At 45.0% G+C, this 17,202-nt stretch carries 18 protein-coding genes; 5 read left to right on the top strand and 13 right to left on the bottom strand.

Annotated elements, in window-relative coordinates; genetic code table 11:
- Positions 1–61: 61 nt before the first annotated feature.
- On the bottom strand, positions 62–2,167 hold the full coding sequence (locus tag GO495_RS08125; protein ID WP_338075379.1) for an alpha-ketoacid dehydrogenase subunit alpha/beta: 2,106 nt from the start codon (positions 2,165–2,167) through the stop codon (positions 62–64).
- Positions 2,168–2,243: 76 nt separating this feature from the next.
- On the opposite strand from GO495_RS08125, the gene GO495_RS08120 reads away from it, so the two are divergent.
- Positions 2,244–2,678 (top strand): MarR family winged helix-turn-helix transcriptional regulator, encoded by a 435-nt coding sequence (locus GO495_RS08120; RefSeq protein WP_157299221.1) that lies wholly within the window; start codon positions 2,244–2,246, stop codon positions 2,676–2,678.
- A 34-nt stretch (positions 2,679–2,712) separates the two neighbouring features.
- On the opposite strand, the gene GO495_RS08115 is transcribed toward GO495_RS08120, so the two are convergent.
- The 4 genes from GO495_RS08115 to GO495_RS08100 all read right to left on the bottom strand — a co-directional run bounded on the left by GO495_RS08115 (position 2,713) and on the right by GO495_RS08100 (position 5,565).
- Positions 2,713–3,324, bottom strand: coding sequence for a fumarylacetoacetate hydrolase family protein (locus GO495_RS08115; protein ID WP_157299220.1), 612 nt, complete (start codon positions 3,322–3,324; stop codon positions 2,713–2,715).
- Positions 3,325–3,334: 10 nt separating this feature from the next.
- Positions 3,335–3,892, bottom strand: coding sequence for an aminoacyl-tRNA hydrolase (pth, locus tag GO495_RS08110; protein WP_157299219.1), 558 nt, complete (start codon positions 3,890–3,892; stop codon positions 3,335–3,337).
- A 102-nt stretch (positions 3,893–3,994) separates the two neighbouring features.
- Complete coding sequence (locus tag GO495_RS08105; RefSeq protein WP_157299218.1) at positions 3,995–4,579, bottom strand: 50S ribosomal protein L25; 585 nt, start codon at positions 4,577–4,579, stop codon at positions 3,995–3,997.
- A 41-nt stretch (positions 4,580–4,620) separates the two neighbouring features.
- Positions 4,621–5,565, bottom strand: coding sequence for a ribose-phosphate pyrophosphokinase (locus GO495_RS08100; protein WP_157299217.1), 945 nt, complete (start codon positions 5,563–5,565; stop codon positions 4,621–4,623).
- Positions 5,566–5,814: 249 nt separating this feature from the next.
- Between GO495_RS08100 and radC the strand changes: the two genes are divergently transcribed.
- Together radC and GO495_RS08090 are read left to right on the top strand one after the other, a co-directional pair.
- On the top strand, positions 5,815–6,525 hold the full coding sequence (gene radC / locus GO495_RS08095; protein WP_157299216.1) for a RadC family protein: 711 nt from the start codon (positions 5,815–5,817) through the stop codon (positions 6,523–6,525).
- A 61-nt stretch (positions 6,526–6,586) separates the two neighbouring features.
- Positions 6,587–7,573 (top strand): Gfo/Idh/MocA family protein, encoded by a 987-nt coding sequence (locus GO495_RS08090; RefSeq protein ID WP_157299215.1) that lies wholly within the window; start codon positions 6,587–6,589, stop codon positions 7,571–7,573.
- Here the strand turns inward: GO495_RS08090 and GO495_RS08085 are convergent.
- From GO495_RS08085 to GO495_RS08070, 4 genes are all read right to left on the bottom strand, one after another.
- Positions 7,562–8,224, bottom strand: coding sequence for a 2-C-methyl-D-erythritol 4-phosphate cytidylyltransferase (locus tag GO495_RS08085; protein WP_157299214.1), 663 nt, complete (start codon positions 8,222–8,224; stop codon positions 7,562–7,564). The two genes, GO495_RS08090 and GO495_RS08085, sit on opposite strands and share 12 nt — an antisense overlap.
- Positions 8,225–8,275: 51 nt before the next feature.
- The gene (gene queA, locus GO495_RS08080; protein WP_089782414.1) at positions 8,276–9,325 is read right to left on the bottom strand and encodes a tRNA preQ1(34) S-adenosylmethionine ribosyltransferase-isomerase QueA; all 1,050 of its coding nucleotides are present in this window, start codon (positions 9,323–9,325) and stop codon (positions 8,276–8,278) included.
- 90 nt (positions 9,326–9,415) lie between these two features.
- Positions 9,416–11,086: an ABC transporter ATP-binding protein gene (locus GO495_RS08075; protein ID WP_338075377.1), complete on the bottom strand. Its 1,671-nt coding sequence runs from the start codon at positions 11,084–11,086 to the stop codon at positions 9,416–9,418.
- A gap of 101 nt (positions 11,087–11,187) precedes the next feature.
- The gene (locus tag GO495_RS08070) at positions 11,188–11,958 is read right to left on the bottom strand and encodes an AMP nucleosidase (protein ID WP_157299213.1); all 771 of its coding nucleotides are present in this window, start codon (positions 11,956–11,958) and stop codon (positions 11,188–11,190) included.
- A gap of 54 nt (positions 11,959–12,012) precedes the next feature.
- Between GO495_RS08070 and GO495_RS08065 the strand changes: the two genes are divergently transcribed.
- On the top strand, positions 12,013–12,450 hold the full coding sequence (locus GO495_RS08065) for a type I restriction enzyme HsdR N-terminal domain-containing protein (protein ID WP_157299212.1): 438 nt from the start codon (positions 12,013–12,015) through the stop codon (positions 12,448–12,450).
- A gap of 54 nt (positions 12,451–12,504) precedes the next feature.
- Here the strand turns inward: GO495_RS08065 and GO495_RS08060 are convergent, their stop codons facing one another.
- From GO495_RS08060 to GO495_RS08045, 4 genes are all read right to left on the bottom strand, one after another.
- Positions 12,505–13,923: a Glu/Leu/Phe/Val family dehydrogenase gene (locus tag GO495_RS08060; protein WP_157299211.1), complete on the bottom strand. Its 1,419-nt coding sequence runs from the start codon at positions 13,921–13,923 to the stop codon at positions 12,505–12,507.
- A gap of 39 nt (positions 13,924–13,962) precedes the next feature.
- On the bottom strand, positions 13,963–14,205 hold the full coding sequence (locus tag GO495_RS08055) for a CcmD family protein (RefSeq protein ID WP_157299210.1): 243 nt from the start codon (positions 14,203–14,205) through the stop codon (positions 13,963–13,965).
- Positions 14,202–14,864, bottom strand: a complete 663-nt coding sequence (gene ccsA, locus GO495_RS08050; protein WP_157299209.1) for a cytochrome c biogenesis protein CcsA — start codon at positions 14,862–14,864, stop codon at positions 14,202–14,204. The genes GO495_RS08055 and ccsA overlap by 4 nt, the downstream gene beginning before the upstream one ends.
- Positions 14,865–14,955: 91 nt before the next feature.
- Positions 14,956–15,621 (bottom strand): heme exporter protein CcmB, encoded by a 666-nt coding sequence (locus tag GO495_RS08045; protein WP_157299208.1) that lies wholly within the window; start codon positions 15,619–15,621, stop codon positions 14,956–14,958.
- 57 nt (positions 15,622–15,678) lie between these two features.
- Here GO495_RS08045 and accC point away from each other — a divergent pair, with 57 nt between their 5' ends.
- Complete coding sequence (gene accC, locus GO495_RS08040; protein ID WP_157299207.1) at positions 15,679–17,163, top strand: acetyl-CoA carboxylase biotin carboxylase subunit; 1,485 nt, start codon at positions 15,679–15,681, stop codon at positions 17,161–17,163.
- Positions 17,164–17,202: the final 39 nt, after the last annotated feature.

The raw sequence follows: 17,202 nt of genomic DNA, 5'->3' as shown, positions 1-17,202 counted from the left end.
GTGCAAAGATAACGGGGAAAATGATAAAAGCCAAACGTTAAATGCAAAAAGTTATTATTATTTAATAAGATAATAGCTCTTCGACTGCCGCTGCTACTTTTTCAGGATTCGGTAATGCCATATTTTCCAGCAATATATTCATTGGAACAGCGGGTAAATCCATTGCTCCAAGGGTGAATACAGGTGCATCCAGAGATTTGAAACAAGCTCTTTGTATACGCCCGGATAAGGCTTCTGCAAAAGAATTGTTTAACTGCTCTTCTGTAAGCACCAGACATTTACCATGTTTACGAACTGTGTTGAAAATGAGTTCTTCGTCCAGTGGGAAAAGCGTACGCAAATCAATGATCTCCACCTGACCAGGGAAAGATGCTGCGGCTGCCATTGCCCAATACACCCCCATACCGTATGTGATGATGCAAAGGGTTTCGCCCCGTTTGGTATCGCGGGGATGAGATTGTAATACAACCCGCCCTTTCCCTAATGGTAAAACATAGTCTTTATCAGGTTCTACCATAATAGCCGCCTGCGTGCCAGGAACCTTACTCCAGTATAAACCTTTATGTTCCAGCATGACTACCGGGTTGGGATCTAAGAAAGCCGCTTTCATCAGCCCTTTCATGTCTGCGGCATTAGATGGGTACACGACTTTGATGCCCTTGATAGTCAGTAAGGTAGATTCTATACTCCCGGAATGATACGGTCCGCCGCCACCGTATGCCCCGATGGGAACACGGATAAGCGTTTGTACAGGATACTTGCCATTACTCAGATAACAGGATTTAGAAATCTCCGTCACCAGCTGGTTGAGGGCCGGGTAAATGTAATCGGCGAACTGGATTTCGACAATGGGTTTAACACCAACAGCCGCCAGCCCGGCGGTAGCACCTACAATATAAGCCTCCTGAATGGCAGTATTATATACACGATGATCACCGAACTTCTCAGCCAGCGTAGCCGCTTCACGGAATACGCCGCCAAGACGACGCCCTACATCCTGGCCAAAGAAGATCGCCTCAGGGAACTCCTGAAGAATCTCCTCCACTGCATGCAACGCAGCATCCACCATTACCACTTTATTGCCGTTAACAGGTGAACGTACACCCTGCTCTTCAGTCACCGCAGCAGGCGCAAATATATGGTCCTGCACAGTGGAAGGATCTGGGTCATCTGCTCCTTTAGCCCGGGCAAATTCAATACTGATATATTCACAGATATCTTCCTCGATGGCTAAGAGATCATCCTCAGGAAATCCGGACGCTAATAAAATATTCCGTAACTGCGGAATGGGGTCTTTTTCTTCATGCAAAGCGAGGTCTTCCGCCGTACGGTACCATTCTTTCCGTACACCAGAAGTATGATGACCCAGCAATGGAACACAGGCGTGCACCAAAATAGGCTTCCTTTCCTGGCGAACATAACTGATCGCCGCTCCCATAGCATGGTAGCTTTCTTCAAAGTTGCTCCCATCCACCCGCATACGTTCCAGTCCTTTAAACCCGGCAGCATACTCGTAAGCATCCATTACCCGGGTTTCCGCAGCACTGGCCGAGATCCCCCATTCATTGTCCTGGATGAGGTAGATGACAGGCAATTGCCATAAAACAGCGCTCTGCAGCGCCTCACTCACCTCTCCTTCCGTTACACTGCCGTCTCCCAGGGAACATAATACCACCGGCGCCTGCCCTTCAGGGGCTAATCCAATACGTTCCAGGTAGCTGATGCCCTGCGCCATCCCTGTGGCCGGGATCACCTGCATACCTGTAGCGCTGCTCTGATGAGGAATGTGGGGACGGTTGGCCTCCACGCTGTTCGGATGACAATAATAAGATCGCCCGCCGGAAAAAGGATCATCTCCCTTTGCCAGTAACTGCAGCATCAGCTCATAAGGCGAAAAGCCCATCGCTAATAACATGCTGTCATCCCGGTAATAAGGACTGGCATAATCCCAGGGGTGTAACTGAAGCCCCGTCGCGATCTGTATCGCTTCATGGCCACGGGAAGTGGAGTGTACATACTTGCATACCGGGCGGTTCGCCTCGTAGATGGCAGCCATGTCCCTGGCCTGACACATCAGCCGGTAAGCCTTTAGTAAAATAGCCTGTTTGCTTACGTCCGTGGTAATAGTGGCTTTAAAAGTTGGAGCGCTTATACTATCTTTAAACACGTAAGATTGTTTTGGTGATTCTTAAAAACAAATATATAGTTGCTACAACAACTATTGCTATCGCAAATTAACTATTATGCCTGATACTTTTGTAAATAATCCAACTTTTTATAAGTTGGATGCAACCCTGAAAAGAATCCGTAACTATTGGCAAAAAACCTTCGATGCAAACAAAAAAGACATTACAGTGGATCAGTGGTTACTGATAGAGAACCTGTACAAGCATAATAAGATCACCCATAATGAGCTGGCAAAGCTCACTTCCAAGGATATTACGACCGTATCCCGTATCATAGAACTATTGGTAAAGAAAGAGTTAGTGGTACGTGAAGGCTCCCCCCTGGACAGACGGAAAGTATATTTACAACTGACCCCTAAAGGATCGGAAAAATATAAAGATGTGAGGCCCTTAGTGCTGGAAATGCGTAAAACAGGCTGGGTGGGCCTGAATGAAGGTGATTATCAGGAGTTAACAAGGATCCTGGATGTGATTTATAATAACATACCGTAGGCCGACCGGGAAATTTCCCGGTCAGCCCGGGATCTTATTTGATTTCGAATTCAAGCAGACTGTCATTCTCAATGAAAGCTTCCAGCTTATCTCCGATCTCTACAGGCCCTACTCCGGCAGGAGTACCCGTAAACACAAGGTCCCCAATATTCAGCGTAAAGTATTTGGAGATATAGGCAATCAGGAAATCGAAAGAAAACAGCAGGTCTTTCGTATTCCCCTGTTGTGCTATCTGTTTGTTCTTGTACAGGCAGAAGTTAATGTCTTTCTTATCAAGCTCCGGTGTAATAGGAATAAACTGCCCCACTACGGCAGAGTTATCAAACGCCTTGGCTATCTCCCAGGGTAAACCTTTCTGCTTCTGTTTATCCTGCAGATCGCGGGCCGTAAAATCAATTCCAACACCTAGCTGATCATAATATTTATCCGCAAATTTCTCCTGTATATGCTTGCCATTCTTACAGATACGAAGCACCAGCTCACATTCATAATGCAGGTTATCAGTAAACTCAGGATAATAGAAAGGGTGGTTATTCTGTAACAATGCATTCTTCGGCTTCATAAAAATCACCGGTTCCGCAGGCACCTCATTTTTCAGCTCCTTTGCATGATCTGCATAATTTCTACCAACGCAAATAATTTTCATATCGTTTAAGTTAGTTATATTTATTCATTGTACGTTCAATACCGATGGTCCCGAAGCTCTCAATGATCTCTACAGATTTATTCATCTTTTCCAATACGATAGGCCATTCCTCACCAGACCATTTACCCAGTACAAATTCTACCTGTTTCCCTTTAGGGAAATTATTCCCTACGCCAAAGCGTAAACGGGGATACTGATTGGTACCCAGCAGTTCCTGGATACTGGTAAGCCCATTGTGGCCGGCATCACTCCCTCCCGGACGGATACGTACCTTTTCCAACGGAAGGGCCAGGTCATCTAATATTACGAATATATTCTCCAGGGGGATTTTTTCTTTGTCCATCCAATACTTCACGGCTTTACCGCTGAGGTTCATATAGGTGGTAGGTTTGATGACCACAAATACACGTCCTTTCCATTTGCACTCAGCTACGTCTGCCAGCCTTTCACTTTTAAAAGTACCTCCATGCTTCTTCACAAAAACGTCTACAACATCAAAGCCTATATTATGACGGGTATTTTCATATTCAGTACCAATATTACCTAATCCAACTATCAGGTATTTCATCTGTTGATATTTTAATGTCTTCTATATATGGGCAAAAATAGAAAAAGTCCCGTCTTGGTTGAACCGAGACGGGACTTTTTCCAAAAATATCTGAAAAGAAGCTTATTTCTTTTTAGTATCTGCACTAGCCTCTTCCTGACGCAACTGACGAGTCATTACTACAGAAGCGATAGGAATACGTGGAGAGTTCAGGATCTCGATGTTTGGAGCAACTACGTCCTGTACACGAACGTTACCGTTCAGTTCAAGGTTGTCGATGCTTACTTCGATATTTTCACGCAGGTCTTTAGGCAAAGCCTTAACTTTCAGCGCCTTGATCTTAACAACCAGTTTACCACCGGCCTTAACACCTTCAGACTGACCAACGATTTTGATAGGCAATGTAACTGATACATGCTTACCTTCTACCAGTTCCAGGAAATCGATGTGAGCCAGTTCGTCTGTCACTACATCAAACTGCATATCTTTCAATACGCATCTGTAAACTTTGCCATCTAACTTAACTTCGGCCAGCTGGAAATCAGGTGTGTACACCAGATTCTTGAATGCGATAGCTGGAGCTGAAAAACTTACGGTTTCTGCACCCCCGTAAATAACACAAGGCACTTGTCCCTCAGAACGGATTTGGCGGGTGGCTTTTTTGCCGTATTCGCTCCTGAGTTGTCCTTCGATTGTTATCGTTTTCATTGATTAAACATTTATGTTGTTAAAAATTAAACACGTTCATACTACCGGCGGTGACTGTGTACAAACAAGTTGGTAATCGACTTGTTCTCGTACATGTTCCTGATAGCTACTGCAAAAAGGTCTGCAACACTAAGTACTTTAATCTTACTGCTCTCCATCCTTAAAGGGATCGTATCGCAGATCACCATCTCTTCCAGCACTGAGTTCTCAATATTTTCAAAGGCCTTTCCACTTAATACAGGATGGGTACAAAATGCGCGAACGCTCTTTGCTCCCTTTTCCATTAACAGGTTAGCTGCTTTGGTAAGCGTACCTGCCGTATCACAAATATCATCTATCAACACCACTTCCCTGTCTTTCACCTCTCCTATCACTACCATGGAGGCGATCTCATTCGCACGTTTACGGTGCTTGTCGCAAATCACCATTTCTGCATTGAAATAGGCCGCAACTTCCCTTACCCTGTTAGTACTACCTACGTCAGGGGACGCGAAGGTAAGACTTTCCAGCTTTAAATTCTCTATGTATGGGATGAAAATTGCGGAACTGTCCAGGTGGTCCACAGGGATATCAAAGAACCCCTGTATCTGGGGCGCATGTAAATCCATGGTTATCACCCTGTTAGCACCGGCGGAAGTGAGCAGATTAGCTACCAGTTTGGAAGCAATTGCTACCCTTGGCTTGTCTTTTCTGTCTTGCCTGGCAAAACCAAAGTACGGAATGACAGCGGTAATATACCCTGCGGAGGCCCTCTTGGCCGCATCTATCATCATCAATAATTCCATCAGATTTTCTGAAGGAGAATTGGTACTCTGGATGAGGAAAACATAATCTCCACGGATACTCTCCATGTAGATAGGCTGAAACTCGCCATCGCTGAACTTCTGGATGGTAAGCTTACCCAGACCATTGCCATATCGTTTGGCAATCTTTTCTGCCAGCTCCGGATTACTGTTTCCTGTAAATATTTTTACTGATGGTTGCATGTCTATGACTATGGAAAAGAGGTTGCGAAATTATAACTTTTGGAGTATGTAATGCTATTTTTTTGTTTCAATCGCCATAATGCAGACAATCTTACTGCTTTTAAAATGTATAACTATATTGTTATTAGTTATTTACATAAAAATCCCATAGCGCAAATAATAATGTACCCATACTAAGAGCCCTCAATTTAGAAAGAATTTAAGGGATTGAGGAAAATATGTATTTTTGCTAAAAAACTTAGTAAATCTATGGAAGCTGCTGTTAGCCTACCCTCTCATATAGCCATAAAAGATTGGGCAGATGATGATAAGCCCAGAGAAAAATTAATGAATAATGGAGCCGCTTCTCTCAGCGATGCAGAACTACTGGCCATTATATTAAATAACGGGCACAAACAGAAATCGGCGGTAGAACTGGCCAGGGATATACTCCGTAACGCCGCATTCAACCTCAGTGAGCTGGGAAAACAAAGTGTACTGCAGCTTAAAAAGAACAGAGGTGTAGGAGATGCCAAAGCAGTTGCCATTGTAGCCACTATGGAACTTTCCCGGCGCCGGCAGAACAGTTATTCTCTTAAAAAGGAAACCATCAGGCATGGCAGTGATGCCGCACTTTATTTTAAGCCCTTACTCGGGGACCATACCCGGGAAACCTTTCATGTACTGTATCTGAATAATGCGTCCAAAGTATTAAAGAGCAGTTGCATCAGCTCAGGGGGTATCACCAACACCTTCGCAGATCCCAGGGTCATTTTCAGGGAAGCCCTGGAGCTGGGCGCTACACGTATTATCCTTTGCCATAACCATCCTTCAGGAAGTCTCACCCCAAGCAACGCAGATATCAGCATCACAAAAAAAATAAAAGAAGCCGGGCTCCTCTTTGATATCACAGTACTGGATCACATAATCGTATCAGAAGCAGGCTATTGCAGCATGGTGGAAGAAGGGTTCATTATATAAGATTTGAATATATAATCTCTTTTTCCTTACATTCGCAATTATTTTATTTTCAAATACTAACATGCTCAAAATAGGAATCTTTGGGGTAGGACATCTGGGTAAAATTCATCTCTCCCAGCTGGCCACCATGAAAGACGTAGAAGTGGTAGGTTTTTACGATCCGGCGAATACAAATGCAGACAGTATCGCCGAGCAGTACAAGATTCCGAGATTCGATGTAGCTGAAGAGCTGATACTGGCTTCAGACGCGATTGACATCGTTGCTCCCACCACACAACACTTTAAATTGTGTGAAATGGCAATCCGTAACGGAAAGCACATTTTTGTGGAGAAGCCTATGACCAACACCCTGGAAGAAGCTAAAACACTGGTCAAACTGGTGGAAGAAGCGAATATAAAATTCCAGGTAGGGCATGTTGAACGCTTCAATCCCGCCTTCCTCGCACTGAAAGGATACGACCTTAAACCAATGTTCATAGAAGTACACCGCCTGGCCGAATTCAATCCACGCGGTACAGATGTAAGTGTGATCCTGGATCTGATGATCCATGATATAGACATCGTACTGAGCATTGTAAAATCTACCGTAAACAGGATCTCTGCCAGCGGAGTAGCCGTAATGAGCGATACCCCCGATATCGCCAACGTTCGCATAGAATTCCATAATGGTTGTGTGGCTAACTTAACGTCCAGCCGTATCTCCCTGAAGAAAATGCGTAAAATGCGCCTGTTCCAGAAAGATGCTTACATAGGTATCGACTTCCTGGATAAGAAAACAGAAATCATCAAGCTGAAAACACCAGAAGATGAAGGGCTGTTTACACTGGATATAGAAACCAATGCGGGCAGAAAAACCATCGCTATCGACAACCCGGAAATTAAACAGGTGAACGCAATCCGTATGGAGCTGGAAATGTTCCGTGATGCTATTTTGCAGAATAAACCTGTACCGGTGAATGCGATTGATGGATTACAGGCACTGGATGTAGCTCACCAGATTTTGCAGAAGATCAATAAAGGCTTATCCAGTTCTGAATCAGCCCAGTAAAGCACTGGCTATAATAAGATCCAGCGGACGGGTGATCTTTATATTTGCTTCCTCTCCGGGAACCAATCTAATAATATGCCCCTGCCTTTCTACTACCGTAGCTTCATCCGTAAATAACGGATCGTAAGGTGATGCAAATGCCGGAAGGATTAATTCTGATAAAAACGTTTGTGGGGTTTGTATAATACTGAAACGCTCGCGATCTACCGCCCGGTTTCCTTCTTCATGTAATTCACGTATACTGTCTTTCATATTGATAGCAGGGATAGCACTGCCAGACTCCAAAGCAGCTTCATAACAACTACGTATCAACTCCACACTCACCAGTGGCCGTACACCATCATGTACAAATACTACCGAATGCTCCTGCACCTGGTCCAGCCCATTCTTCACAGAATGAAACCTCGTCTCTCCTCCCTTTATCAGCATGATACCAGGAAATTCTCCCAGCCACTCTTCTACATAACTGAAATGCGCCTCCGGTAATACAAGCACGATCTGCATATCAGCATATGCCTTTGCAAATGCGGAAACAGTATGCCATAACACAGGCTTTCCCGCCAGTTCCAGGAACTGTTTGGGCACAGCGCTCCCCATGCGGGTACCTGATCCGCCTGCAACGATGATGGCTATCTTTTTTCTTGGTTCCATATCAAAAAAAAGTCCCGCATAACTGCAGGACTTCCTTCAAAATTTTTATCATCAGATGATCAGCATAGCATCGCCATAACTGAAGAAACGGTATTTTTCTTTAATCGCCTGTTGGTAAGCTTCCATTACCAGGTCGTAACCGGCAAAAGCACATACCATGATCAGCAGGCTTGTTTTTGGCAGATGGAAGTTAGTCACCAGTGCATTAGGAATAGAAAAATCATAAGGAGGATGGATAAAGGTATTCGTCCAGCCTTCTGCAGCTTTCAGCAGATTCTGTGCCGTTACAGAAGATTCTACCGCTCTTACGGTAGTAGTTCCGATAGCACAAACCTTGCGATTATCTTCCTTAGCCTTGTTTACGATCTTTACAGCGTATTCATCTATGTTGAAATACTCTGCATCCATTTTATGTTTGCTCAGGTCTTCTACCTCAATCGGGCGGAAAGTACCTAAACCAGTGTGCAGTGTTACTTCCGCAAACTTTACACCTTTGATTTCAAGACGTTTGATCAACTCGCGGCTGAAGTGCAAACCCGCAGTAGGAGCAGCAACAGCACCTTCATATTTAGCATAAACGGTCTGATAACGCTCTTTATCTTCGTCTTCAGGTTTACGCTTGATGTATTTAGGAAGAGGAGTTTCTCCCAGTGTGTCTAATACCTGCTTGAACTCTTCGTCATTTCCTTCGAACAAAAAGCGGATAGTACGGCCACGGGAAGTAGTGTTATCAATTACTTCTGCTACCAGTGATTCATCATCACCAAAGTATAATTTATTACCAACCCTGATTTTACGGGCAGGGTCTACGATCACATCCCACAAACGGTTTTGCTTGTTCAGCTCACGCAGCAGGAATACTTCAATCTTAGCACCGGTCTTTTCCTTACGGCCATACAGACGTGCCGGAAATACCTTGGTGTTATTTACCACCATTACATCCTTATCATTGAAGTAGCCGATAATGTCGCGGAAAACTTTATGCTCTATTTTTCCGGTAGCGCGGTTTACCACCATTAAACGTGCTTCGTCTCTTGTTTTGGAAGGGTGCTGTGCAATTAGATTTAAAGGAAGATCGAACCTGAACTGTGATAGTTTCATATTACGGTATGAATGAATTTAAGGTTGCAAAAGTAAGGATAATTATGGTATCAATCAAAAAATGATTAACATACCATTATAAACAGTTAATTATACATGAATGTTTTTAGGAATAGAACTGATGAGCTGGCGGGTATATATACTTTGAGGATGCTCATATACCTGGTTGGCATCTCCTGATTCTTCAATTTTGCCCTTATTCATCACCATCATACGGTCACTGATAAACCTTACGACAGAAAGATCATGCGAGATAAAGATGTAGGTGAATCCAAACTCCTCCCTTAACTGCATCAGCAGGTTCAGCACCTGCGCCTGTATGCTTACATCCAGAGCGGCCACAGATTCATCACAAATGATAAAGGATGGCTGTAAGGCCAATGCCCGGGCTATTACAATACGTTGCCGCTGCCCGCCGGAGAACTCATGTGGATAGCGGTGGTAATGCTCAGGCTGCAGGTTCACCTTCTCCAGCAACTCCTGTACCTTCTCTTTACGCACCTTATCATTACCGTGTAAACCATGTACGTGCATGGGTTCCAGGATGGCCTGCCCTATTGTTAACCGTGGATTTAAAGAAGAATAAGGGTCCTGGAAAATGATCTGGATATCCTTGCGAAGGTCCCGCATAGCTGCTGCGGACAAACTGCTGATATCCTTTCCTTTATAGATGATGCTGCCACTGGTTGGTTCTACCAGTCGTAATAGTGTTCTGCCCAAGGTTGTCTTCCCGCATCCCGACTCTCCTACCAGTCCCATGGTCTCCCCTTCTCTTACATTAAAACTCACGCCATTCACGGCTTTGGTCCAGGTAAGGGTTTTCCCTAAGAAGTTACGGGTAGCGGGAAACCAGGTATGCAGGTCATTTACTTCCAGCAGCAGTGGGTTTGCGACTAATTGCTGCTCCCGGCCGGCGATTTCAGCAGCAGGTATCTCCAGACTGTTCACCAGCCCTTTTACAGCTTTCTCTTTTTCATGGATCTGACCATCAGCATCCACGTCCATAAAATCCCGGATCACCGGCAGGCGGTATAAACGCTTATCCAGCGGAGGACGGCAAGCCAGCAGCCCTTTTGTATAGGGATGCTGCGGATGAGTGAATAGTTGCTGTACGGTGCCCTGTTCCACGATACGGCCTTTATACATTACCGCTACTTTGTCTGCGATTTCCGCAATCACACCCAGATCGTGCGTAATGAAGACCACGCTCATACCTGTCTGCTGCTGCAGTTCTTTCAATAATTCGAGGATGGCTTTCTGAACGGTTACGTCCAGCGCTGTAGTTGGTTCGTCTGCGATCAGTAACCGGGGCTGACAACTAATCGCCATCGCGATCATCACACGTTGTTTTTGTCCGCCTGAAAGTTGATGAGGATATCGATGCAATAACAATTCGGGATCTGGCAGTTTTACCTGCCGGAATAAAGCCAGGGTTTGTTCCCGTGCTTCACGTGCAGCAACCTTCTTATGCAGCCGTATCGCCTCCATTACCTGCGCGCCGCAGGTATGCAAAGGATTCAGCGAAGTCATTGGTTCCTGGAAGATCATGGCGATTTCATTACCCCGCCATGCACGCATTTGTTGTTCAGAAAGGTTTGAAAGGTTAACGGGCGGCTGATCGCCTGCTGTATATAACATACTCCCGGCAGTTGGCTGTATCAGCCGCATGATAGACAGGGCGGTGACAGATTTACCGGAGCCGGACTCTCCGACTATGCCCACAATTTCGCTGGTGCCAATATCCAGTGAAATATCGTTCACGGCTATTGTACCAGGAAATGAAACGGTCAGATTACGGATTGATAGCAGAGATTCCAGTATTTAGTGTTGGCATATTACGAAACAATCCGCAGAATCACAATCTAAAATCGGAGATGTCTTACCGTCTGGTGGCTGTTACCAAGATTCTTCAGGGAATCGATACCTATTCTCAGGTGTCTTTCCACAAATTCAGTGGTTACTTTCTTATCACTTGCTTCTGTTTTCACGCCTTCCGGTACCATAGGCTGATCGGATACCAGCAGCAGGGCCCCGGTAGGGATCTTATTGTAAAAGCCTACAGAGAAGATAGTGGCGGTTTCCATGTCTACGGCCATTGCACGGATCTTTTCCAGATAACGCTTAAACTCAACATCATGTTCCCATACCCTGCGGTTAGTACTGTAACAGGTGCCTGTCCAGTAATCACAGCCATATTCACGGATGGTGGTAGAAATTACTTTTTGCAGGGCGAAAGCAGGAAGCGCCGGTACTTCTGGAGGGAAATAGTCGTTGGATGTACCCTCTCCCCTGATAGCAGCAATGGGCAGGATCAAATCGCCTATGTTATTCTTTTTCTTTAAACCACCGCATTTACCAAGGAATAATGCGGCTTTGGGAGAAATAGCGCTCAGCAGGTCCATTACAGTCGCAGCACTGGGACTGCCCATCCCAAAATTAATGAGGGTGATATTACCGGCGGTAGCACATTGCATGGGCTTACCGGCACCAATGATCTCAACGTTGTTCCATTCAGCAAAATAAGTGAGGTAATTACTAAAGTTGGTCAGGAGAATATAAGACCCAAAGTTTTCGAGTTTTTCTCCCGTGTAGCGGGGAAGCCAGTTAGCTACAATTTCTTCTTTTGTCTTCATAGCCTTTTGACAAGCGAATATACGAAAAAGAGTCCATCTTCTTACCTTCGCCCTATGATTGCTATAGAATTCCCTGCCCCTGATTTCAAAATAATAAGGGAAACCGGCAGAGATTTCATCTTTGACCGGTACCGTAAAAAGAATGTGGTGCTAACTCCGGAAGAGTGGGTAAGACAGAATTTTCTCAATTACCTGGTAAAAACGCTCAACTACCCTGCTTCTCTGATAGGAATAGAGAAAGAGATTTACCTGGGAGAGATGAAAAAACGCTGTGATATCGTGGTATATAACAGAGAAACGAAACCCTGGATGATCATTGAATGTAAGGAGATGAATGTTGCTTTAACTCAAACCGTCCTGGAACAGGTCATCCGTTATCATATGGTATTGCCCACGGCCTATCTCGTTATTACAAACGGAGTAAATACCTTTTGCTGCCAGCATATTGGGCAGCAATGGACGTTTATTCCGCAGTTACCAGCTCATTTATAAAAAAAGGACTGTCCTAAAGAACAGTCCTTTTTCTTTGTATAAACAAACGACCCATCAAGGGAAAATACCTAATTGTTCGTAAGCAGCACCTACTTTATCAATAGCACATACATAAGCAGCGGTACGCATATCATGTATATTATTATTACCGACCATTATTTCACGCACTTCATGCAGCGCAGCATGCATGGTTTCTTCCAGACCGGAATATACCAGATCTAATTCATCCGCACCATGCGCTATAAATTTCCGTTCTCTTTCCGATACCTTTTTACCGGTCAGATCTTCAATTACCCCCAGGATATGAATATTCATATTTTCATCGAAGCGTTTGCCCAAACGGCCATAACGTACATGGCTCAGGTTCTTCAGCCACTCGAAGTATGATACGGTTACACCACCTGCATTCAGGAACATGTCCGGTACTACGATCACCCCTTTTTTACTCAGGATCTCATCTGCTTCCGGTGTAATAGGACCATTCGCAGCCTCTCCGATAATGCGGGCTTTAATATTAGCCGCATTGCCTTTGTGGATCACCTGTTCCAGCGCTGCCGGGATCAGGATATCACATTCCATTTCCAGACCGTCTGTATTCTTTTTCAGGTTGGTAGCACCAGGATAGTTGATGATAGAACCGGTGTCATTCCTGTGCTTTAATACCTTATCAGGGTCCATTCCCTGCTCGTTGTAGATAGCGCCATCCCACTCGATGAGCCCTACTATGATAGCACCTGCTTCGTGGAAGTACTTGGCAGCATGATAACCTACGTTACCCATACCCTGTACGATCACTTTTTTACCCAGTATACCGGGTTCCAGGCCTACTTTCTTCATGTCTTCCTTGATATTGCAAAGCTCCTGCAGGCCATAGAATACGCCTAAACCAGTAGCTTCTTTACGACCACGGACACCACCCTGTGAAAGCGGTTTACCAGTCACACAACCGTAACCGTCTACTTCTCCCGGGCGTAAGCTCATGTAAGTATCCAGTATCCAGCTCATTTCTCTTTCACCGGTACCATAATCAGGAGCGGGTACGTCTACGCCGGGTCCTATAAAGTTTTTCTTTACCAGTTCAGCAGTATAGCGGCGGGTAATGTTTTCCAGCTGGAAAGGAGTGTAATTGCGGGGATTGATTTTGATACCACCTTTAGCGCCACCGAACGGTACGTTAACGATCGCACATTTGTATGTCATGAGGGCTGCCAGGGCCATTACCTCGTCCTGGTTTACCGCTTCACTGAAACGGATACCACCTTTACATGGCAGTTTGTGATGAGAGTGTTGTACACGGTAGGCTTCGATAACCTCAATGGTATCACCTACGCGTACCGGGAATTTCATACGGTACACAGCATTACAGGCTTTGATCTGTTCCAGAATGCCATTTTCCCATTTCGTGAATTGTGCGGCTTTGTCGAAGCTTCTTTCAACACTTTGAAAGAAGTCCATGTTTTGTTCCTGCGCCATAAGTAGAATTTGTTTTGGTATAAATATATGTAGTTGGACTTATTGCCTCTCCTGATGATCGCGCCGCTCCAGCCTACTGATCTTACGTTCCAGCGAAATCAGGAATATGATAATGCCGGCAAAGATGATCAGTAGTACCCCTACTATCACATAAATCTTATCATTGCTGCGGAAGAATTCATTTACGGGCCCTTTCTCCGTATTCTGCTGCTGCGCATTCGCTAATAAAGAAAGCAGTAACAGTACGCAAGTGCAGCAAAAGGAAAACGCTTTGTTGATCATTTAAAAATATTTTTTAGCTCTAACTTTTTGTAGCGAACAACGAGGGTAAATATCCAGACACTGAGCAACGTCCATCCGATAAACGCAGGATATAATACCATTTTCATATTATTATCCGTGTCTTTAGATGCAAAACCAGGCGTGGAGGCACTACCGGGATGCAAGGAATCTACCATACGCGGAATAATGTATGTCAAGGGGATCAACAAAGCAAATGCAAAAATATTGAATACAGCAGAGATCCTGGCCCTTTTGTCGATGTCTGAGATAGACATACGCAATACCAGGTAGGCCATATAAATGAGCAACGCCACAGCAGTTAACATCTGCTTCGGGTCACTGGTGAAAGTACTCCCCCAGGTGTAAGTAGCCCATAAAGTACCTGTAGCAAAACCCAGCACACCATAAAATACACCCACACCACCTGCTGCACTGGCCAGTGCATCCTTACGGAGATCATAACCAGACAGATAACGTAAAGAGTTGATTACAGAAATGGTGAACATTGTATACATACAGACCCACATGGGTACATGAAAGTAGAGTCCGCGGGATGATTGTCCGTTGGTACCGATGATCGGTATTTTATGCGTAAATCCGGCTATTATCGTGTATGTAAGAATTAATACCGCTAAAGCTTTCCACCAGTGCTTTGCCATTTTAAACGAACTATATTCGGGGCAAACCTACAGGTTTTATTACTAATCTCAAAATCCTGTAAACTGATTATAATGGGATAGCAGATTGATCCTAATCCTTCCACAGGAAAGGAAATAATACCATAGATAGCGCAATGATCAGCACATCCATACTGCCCATCATCAGGAATAGTTTAGGTAAACCAGGCTGATAAACAATGATAAAGGAAGAACGGGCGATGCTGGATAACATCATCAGCAGGGGTAACATGATAGGAAAACCCATAATAGCCATCAGGGCTGCATTCTGATTGGCCTGTGCCGCAATGGCCGCCAGCATGGTGAACAACAGGGATAAACTGATGCCCCCCAGCATGATTACTCCCAGGAAGTACCATATATTAATAATGGGGTTGCCAAGGAACATCACACAACATACCAGGGTGATGATGCTCATAATGGCCATCAGCAGGATATTATATATCAGCTTGGCTGCAATGAAACTGCGCGGATGTACCAGGGAATAGAAATATAACAGCCGCCCCCTGTTCTCCTGCATAAAACTTTTGGCGATCGCATTCACAGAAACGAATAACTGCACCACCCAAAAGAGCGCATTCCATATTTTTTCTTCCGGCTTACCTATCATCAGGTTGATTACAAACACAGTAGATACAATGTATAAGAGGATACCATAAAAAGCGTACTTCTGACGCAATTCCAGTAATATATCCTTTTTTACAAGTGTAATGGTTTGATGTAATGCAGTGGATTTCATGTTGCCGCAAAGATAGTGAATAGCGTGCAAGTTGTTTTTTCCGCTATATTCGCTTCCATGAAAAAAATACTGGTAGCTAACCGTGGTGAAATAGCTTTAAGGATCATGAGATCGGCCAGAGAAATGGGCATAGGAACTGTGGCAGTGTATTCTGAGGCAGACCGCACCATGCCCTTTGTGCAATATGCAGACGAAGCAGTATGTATAGGCCCCCCTCCTTCTAATCAGTCATATCTCCTGGGAGATAAAATTATAGCTGCCGCAAAGCAGACAGGTGCTGACGCCATTCATCCCGGCTATGGCTTTCTGAGCGAAAATGCCCGTTTTGCACAGGCTGTGGCAGATGCCGGCATCATATTTATCGGTCCCAGCGCTGCTGCCATAGAAATGATGGGTAGCAAACTGGCGGCCAAACAGGCGGCACAGAAATTTGGTGTGCCCATGGTTCCCGGTACAGAAACTCCTTTACGCAGCCTGGAAGAGGCGAAGGAAGTGGTGAAGACCACCGGCTTCCCTATTCTGATCAAGGCTTCTGCCGGTGGTGGCGGTAAAGGTATGCGGGTGGTGAATGCCCCGGAAGAACTGGAAGAACAGATCCGCCTGGCGAAAAGTGAGGCAATGAGCGCTTTTGGAGATGATGCCGTATTTATAGAAAAATATGTCAGCGCACCGCGCCATATAGAGATCCAGATCCTGGGCGACCAGCATGGCAATTACGTGTATCTGTTTGAACGTGAATGCTCTATACAACGCAGACATCAGAAACTGATAGAAGAAGCCCCTTCTTCCTGCCTGACGCCTGACATCCGTTCCGCTATGGGTAAATGTGCCCTGGATGTAGCCCGCGCCTGTAATTATTATGGCGCAGGTACAGTAGAATTTCTGGTAGATGAACAGTTGAAATTTTATTTTCTGGAGATGAACACCCGTTTACAGGTCGAACACCCTGTTACGGAAATGATCACCGGACTAGACCTGGTAAAAGAGCAGATCCGCGTAGCCCGCGGAGAACAACTCTCCTTTAACCAGGAAAGCCTGTCCATTAATGGTGCGGCTATTGAACTGCGCATTTGTGCAGAAGACCCTGCCAATAACTTCCTCCCTGATACCGGTAAACTAAGTACGTATATCCGTCCGCAGGGATATGGGATACGTGTAGATGACGGGTACGAATCCGGTATGGACATCCCTATCTATTATGATCCCATGATTGCTAAACTGATTGCCTGGGGAACCACCCGCGAGGAAGCAAGGGAAAGATTATTACGGGCCATCGATGAATATCAAATAAAAGGTATACGTACAACGTTATCTTTCGGAAGATGGGCTTTACAGCAACCGGCATTTATCAACGGACAGTTTGACACCAACTTTATAGGGAAGTATTTTACCCCGGAATCACTGCAGCATCCGGTGCCGGATGAGGCCCGGGCCGCCGCCATACTCGCTGTGCAAATATGGCAGCAGGAACAGCGCAAAGCCCGGCAATCACCGGTAAATCAACAATCTGGCAAGTGGAAAACCCGGAAGTTGTTAAGATAATTCTAAAGCGCAGTCTAGTAACGGTAAATCTTGCTAGTT

The sequence above is a fragment of the Chitinophaga oryziterrae genome (genome assembly GCF_009758125.1).
In the GTDB taxonomy this organism is placed as follows: domain Bacteria; phylum Bacteroidota; class Bacteroidia; order Chitinophagales; family Chitinophagaceae; genus Chitinophaga; species Chitinophaga oryziterrae.
This window is presented reverse-complemented; position numbering and strand designations above follow the sequence as displayed.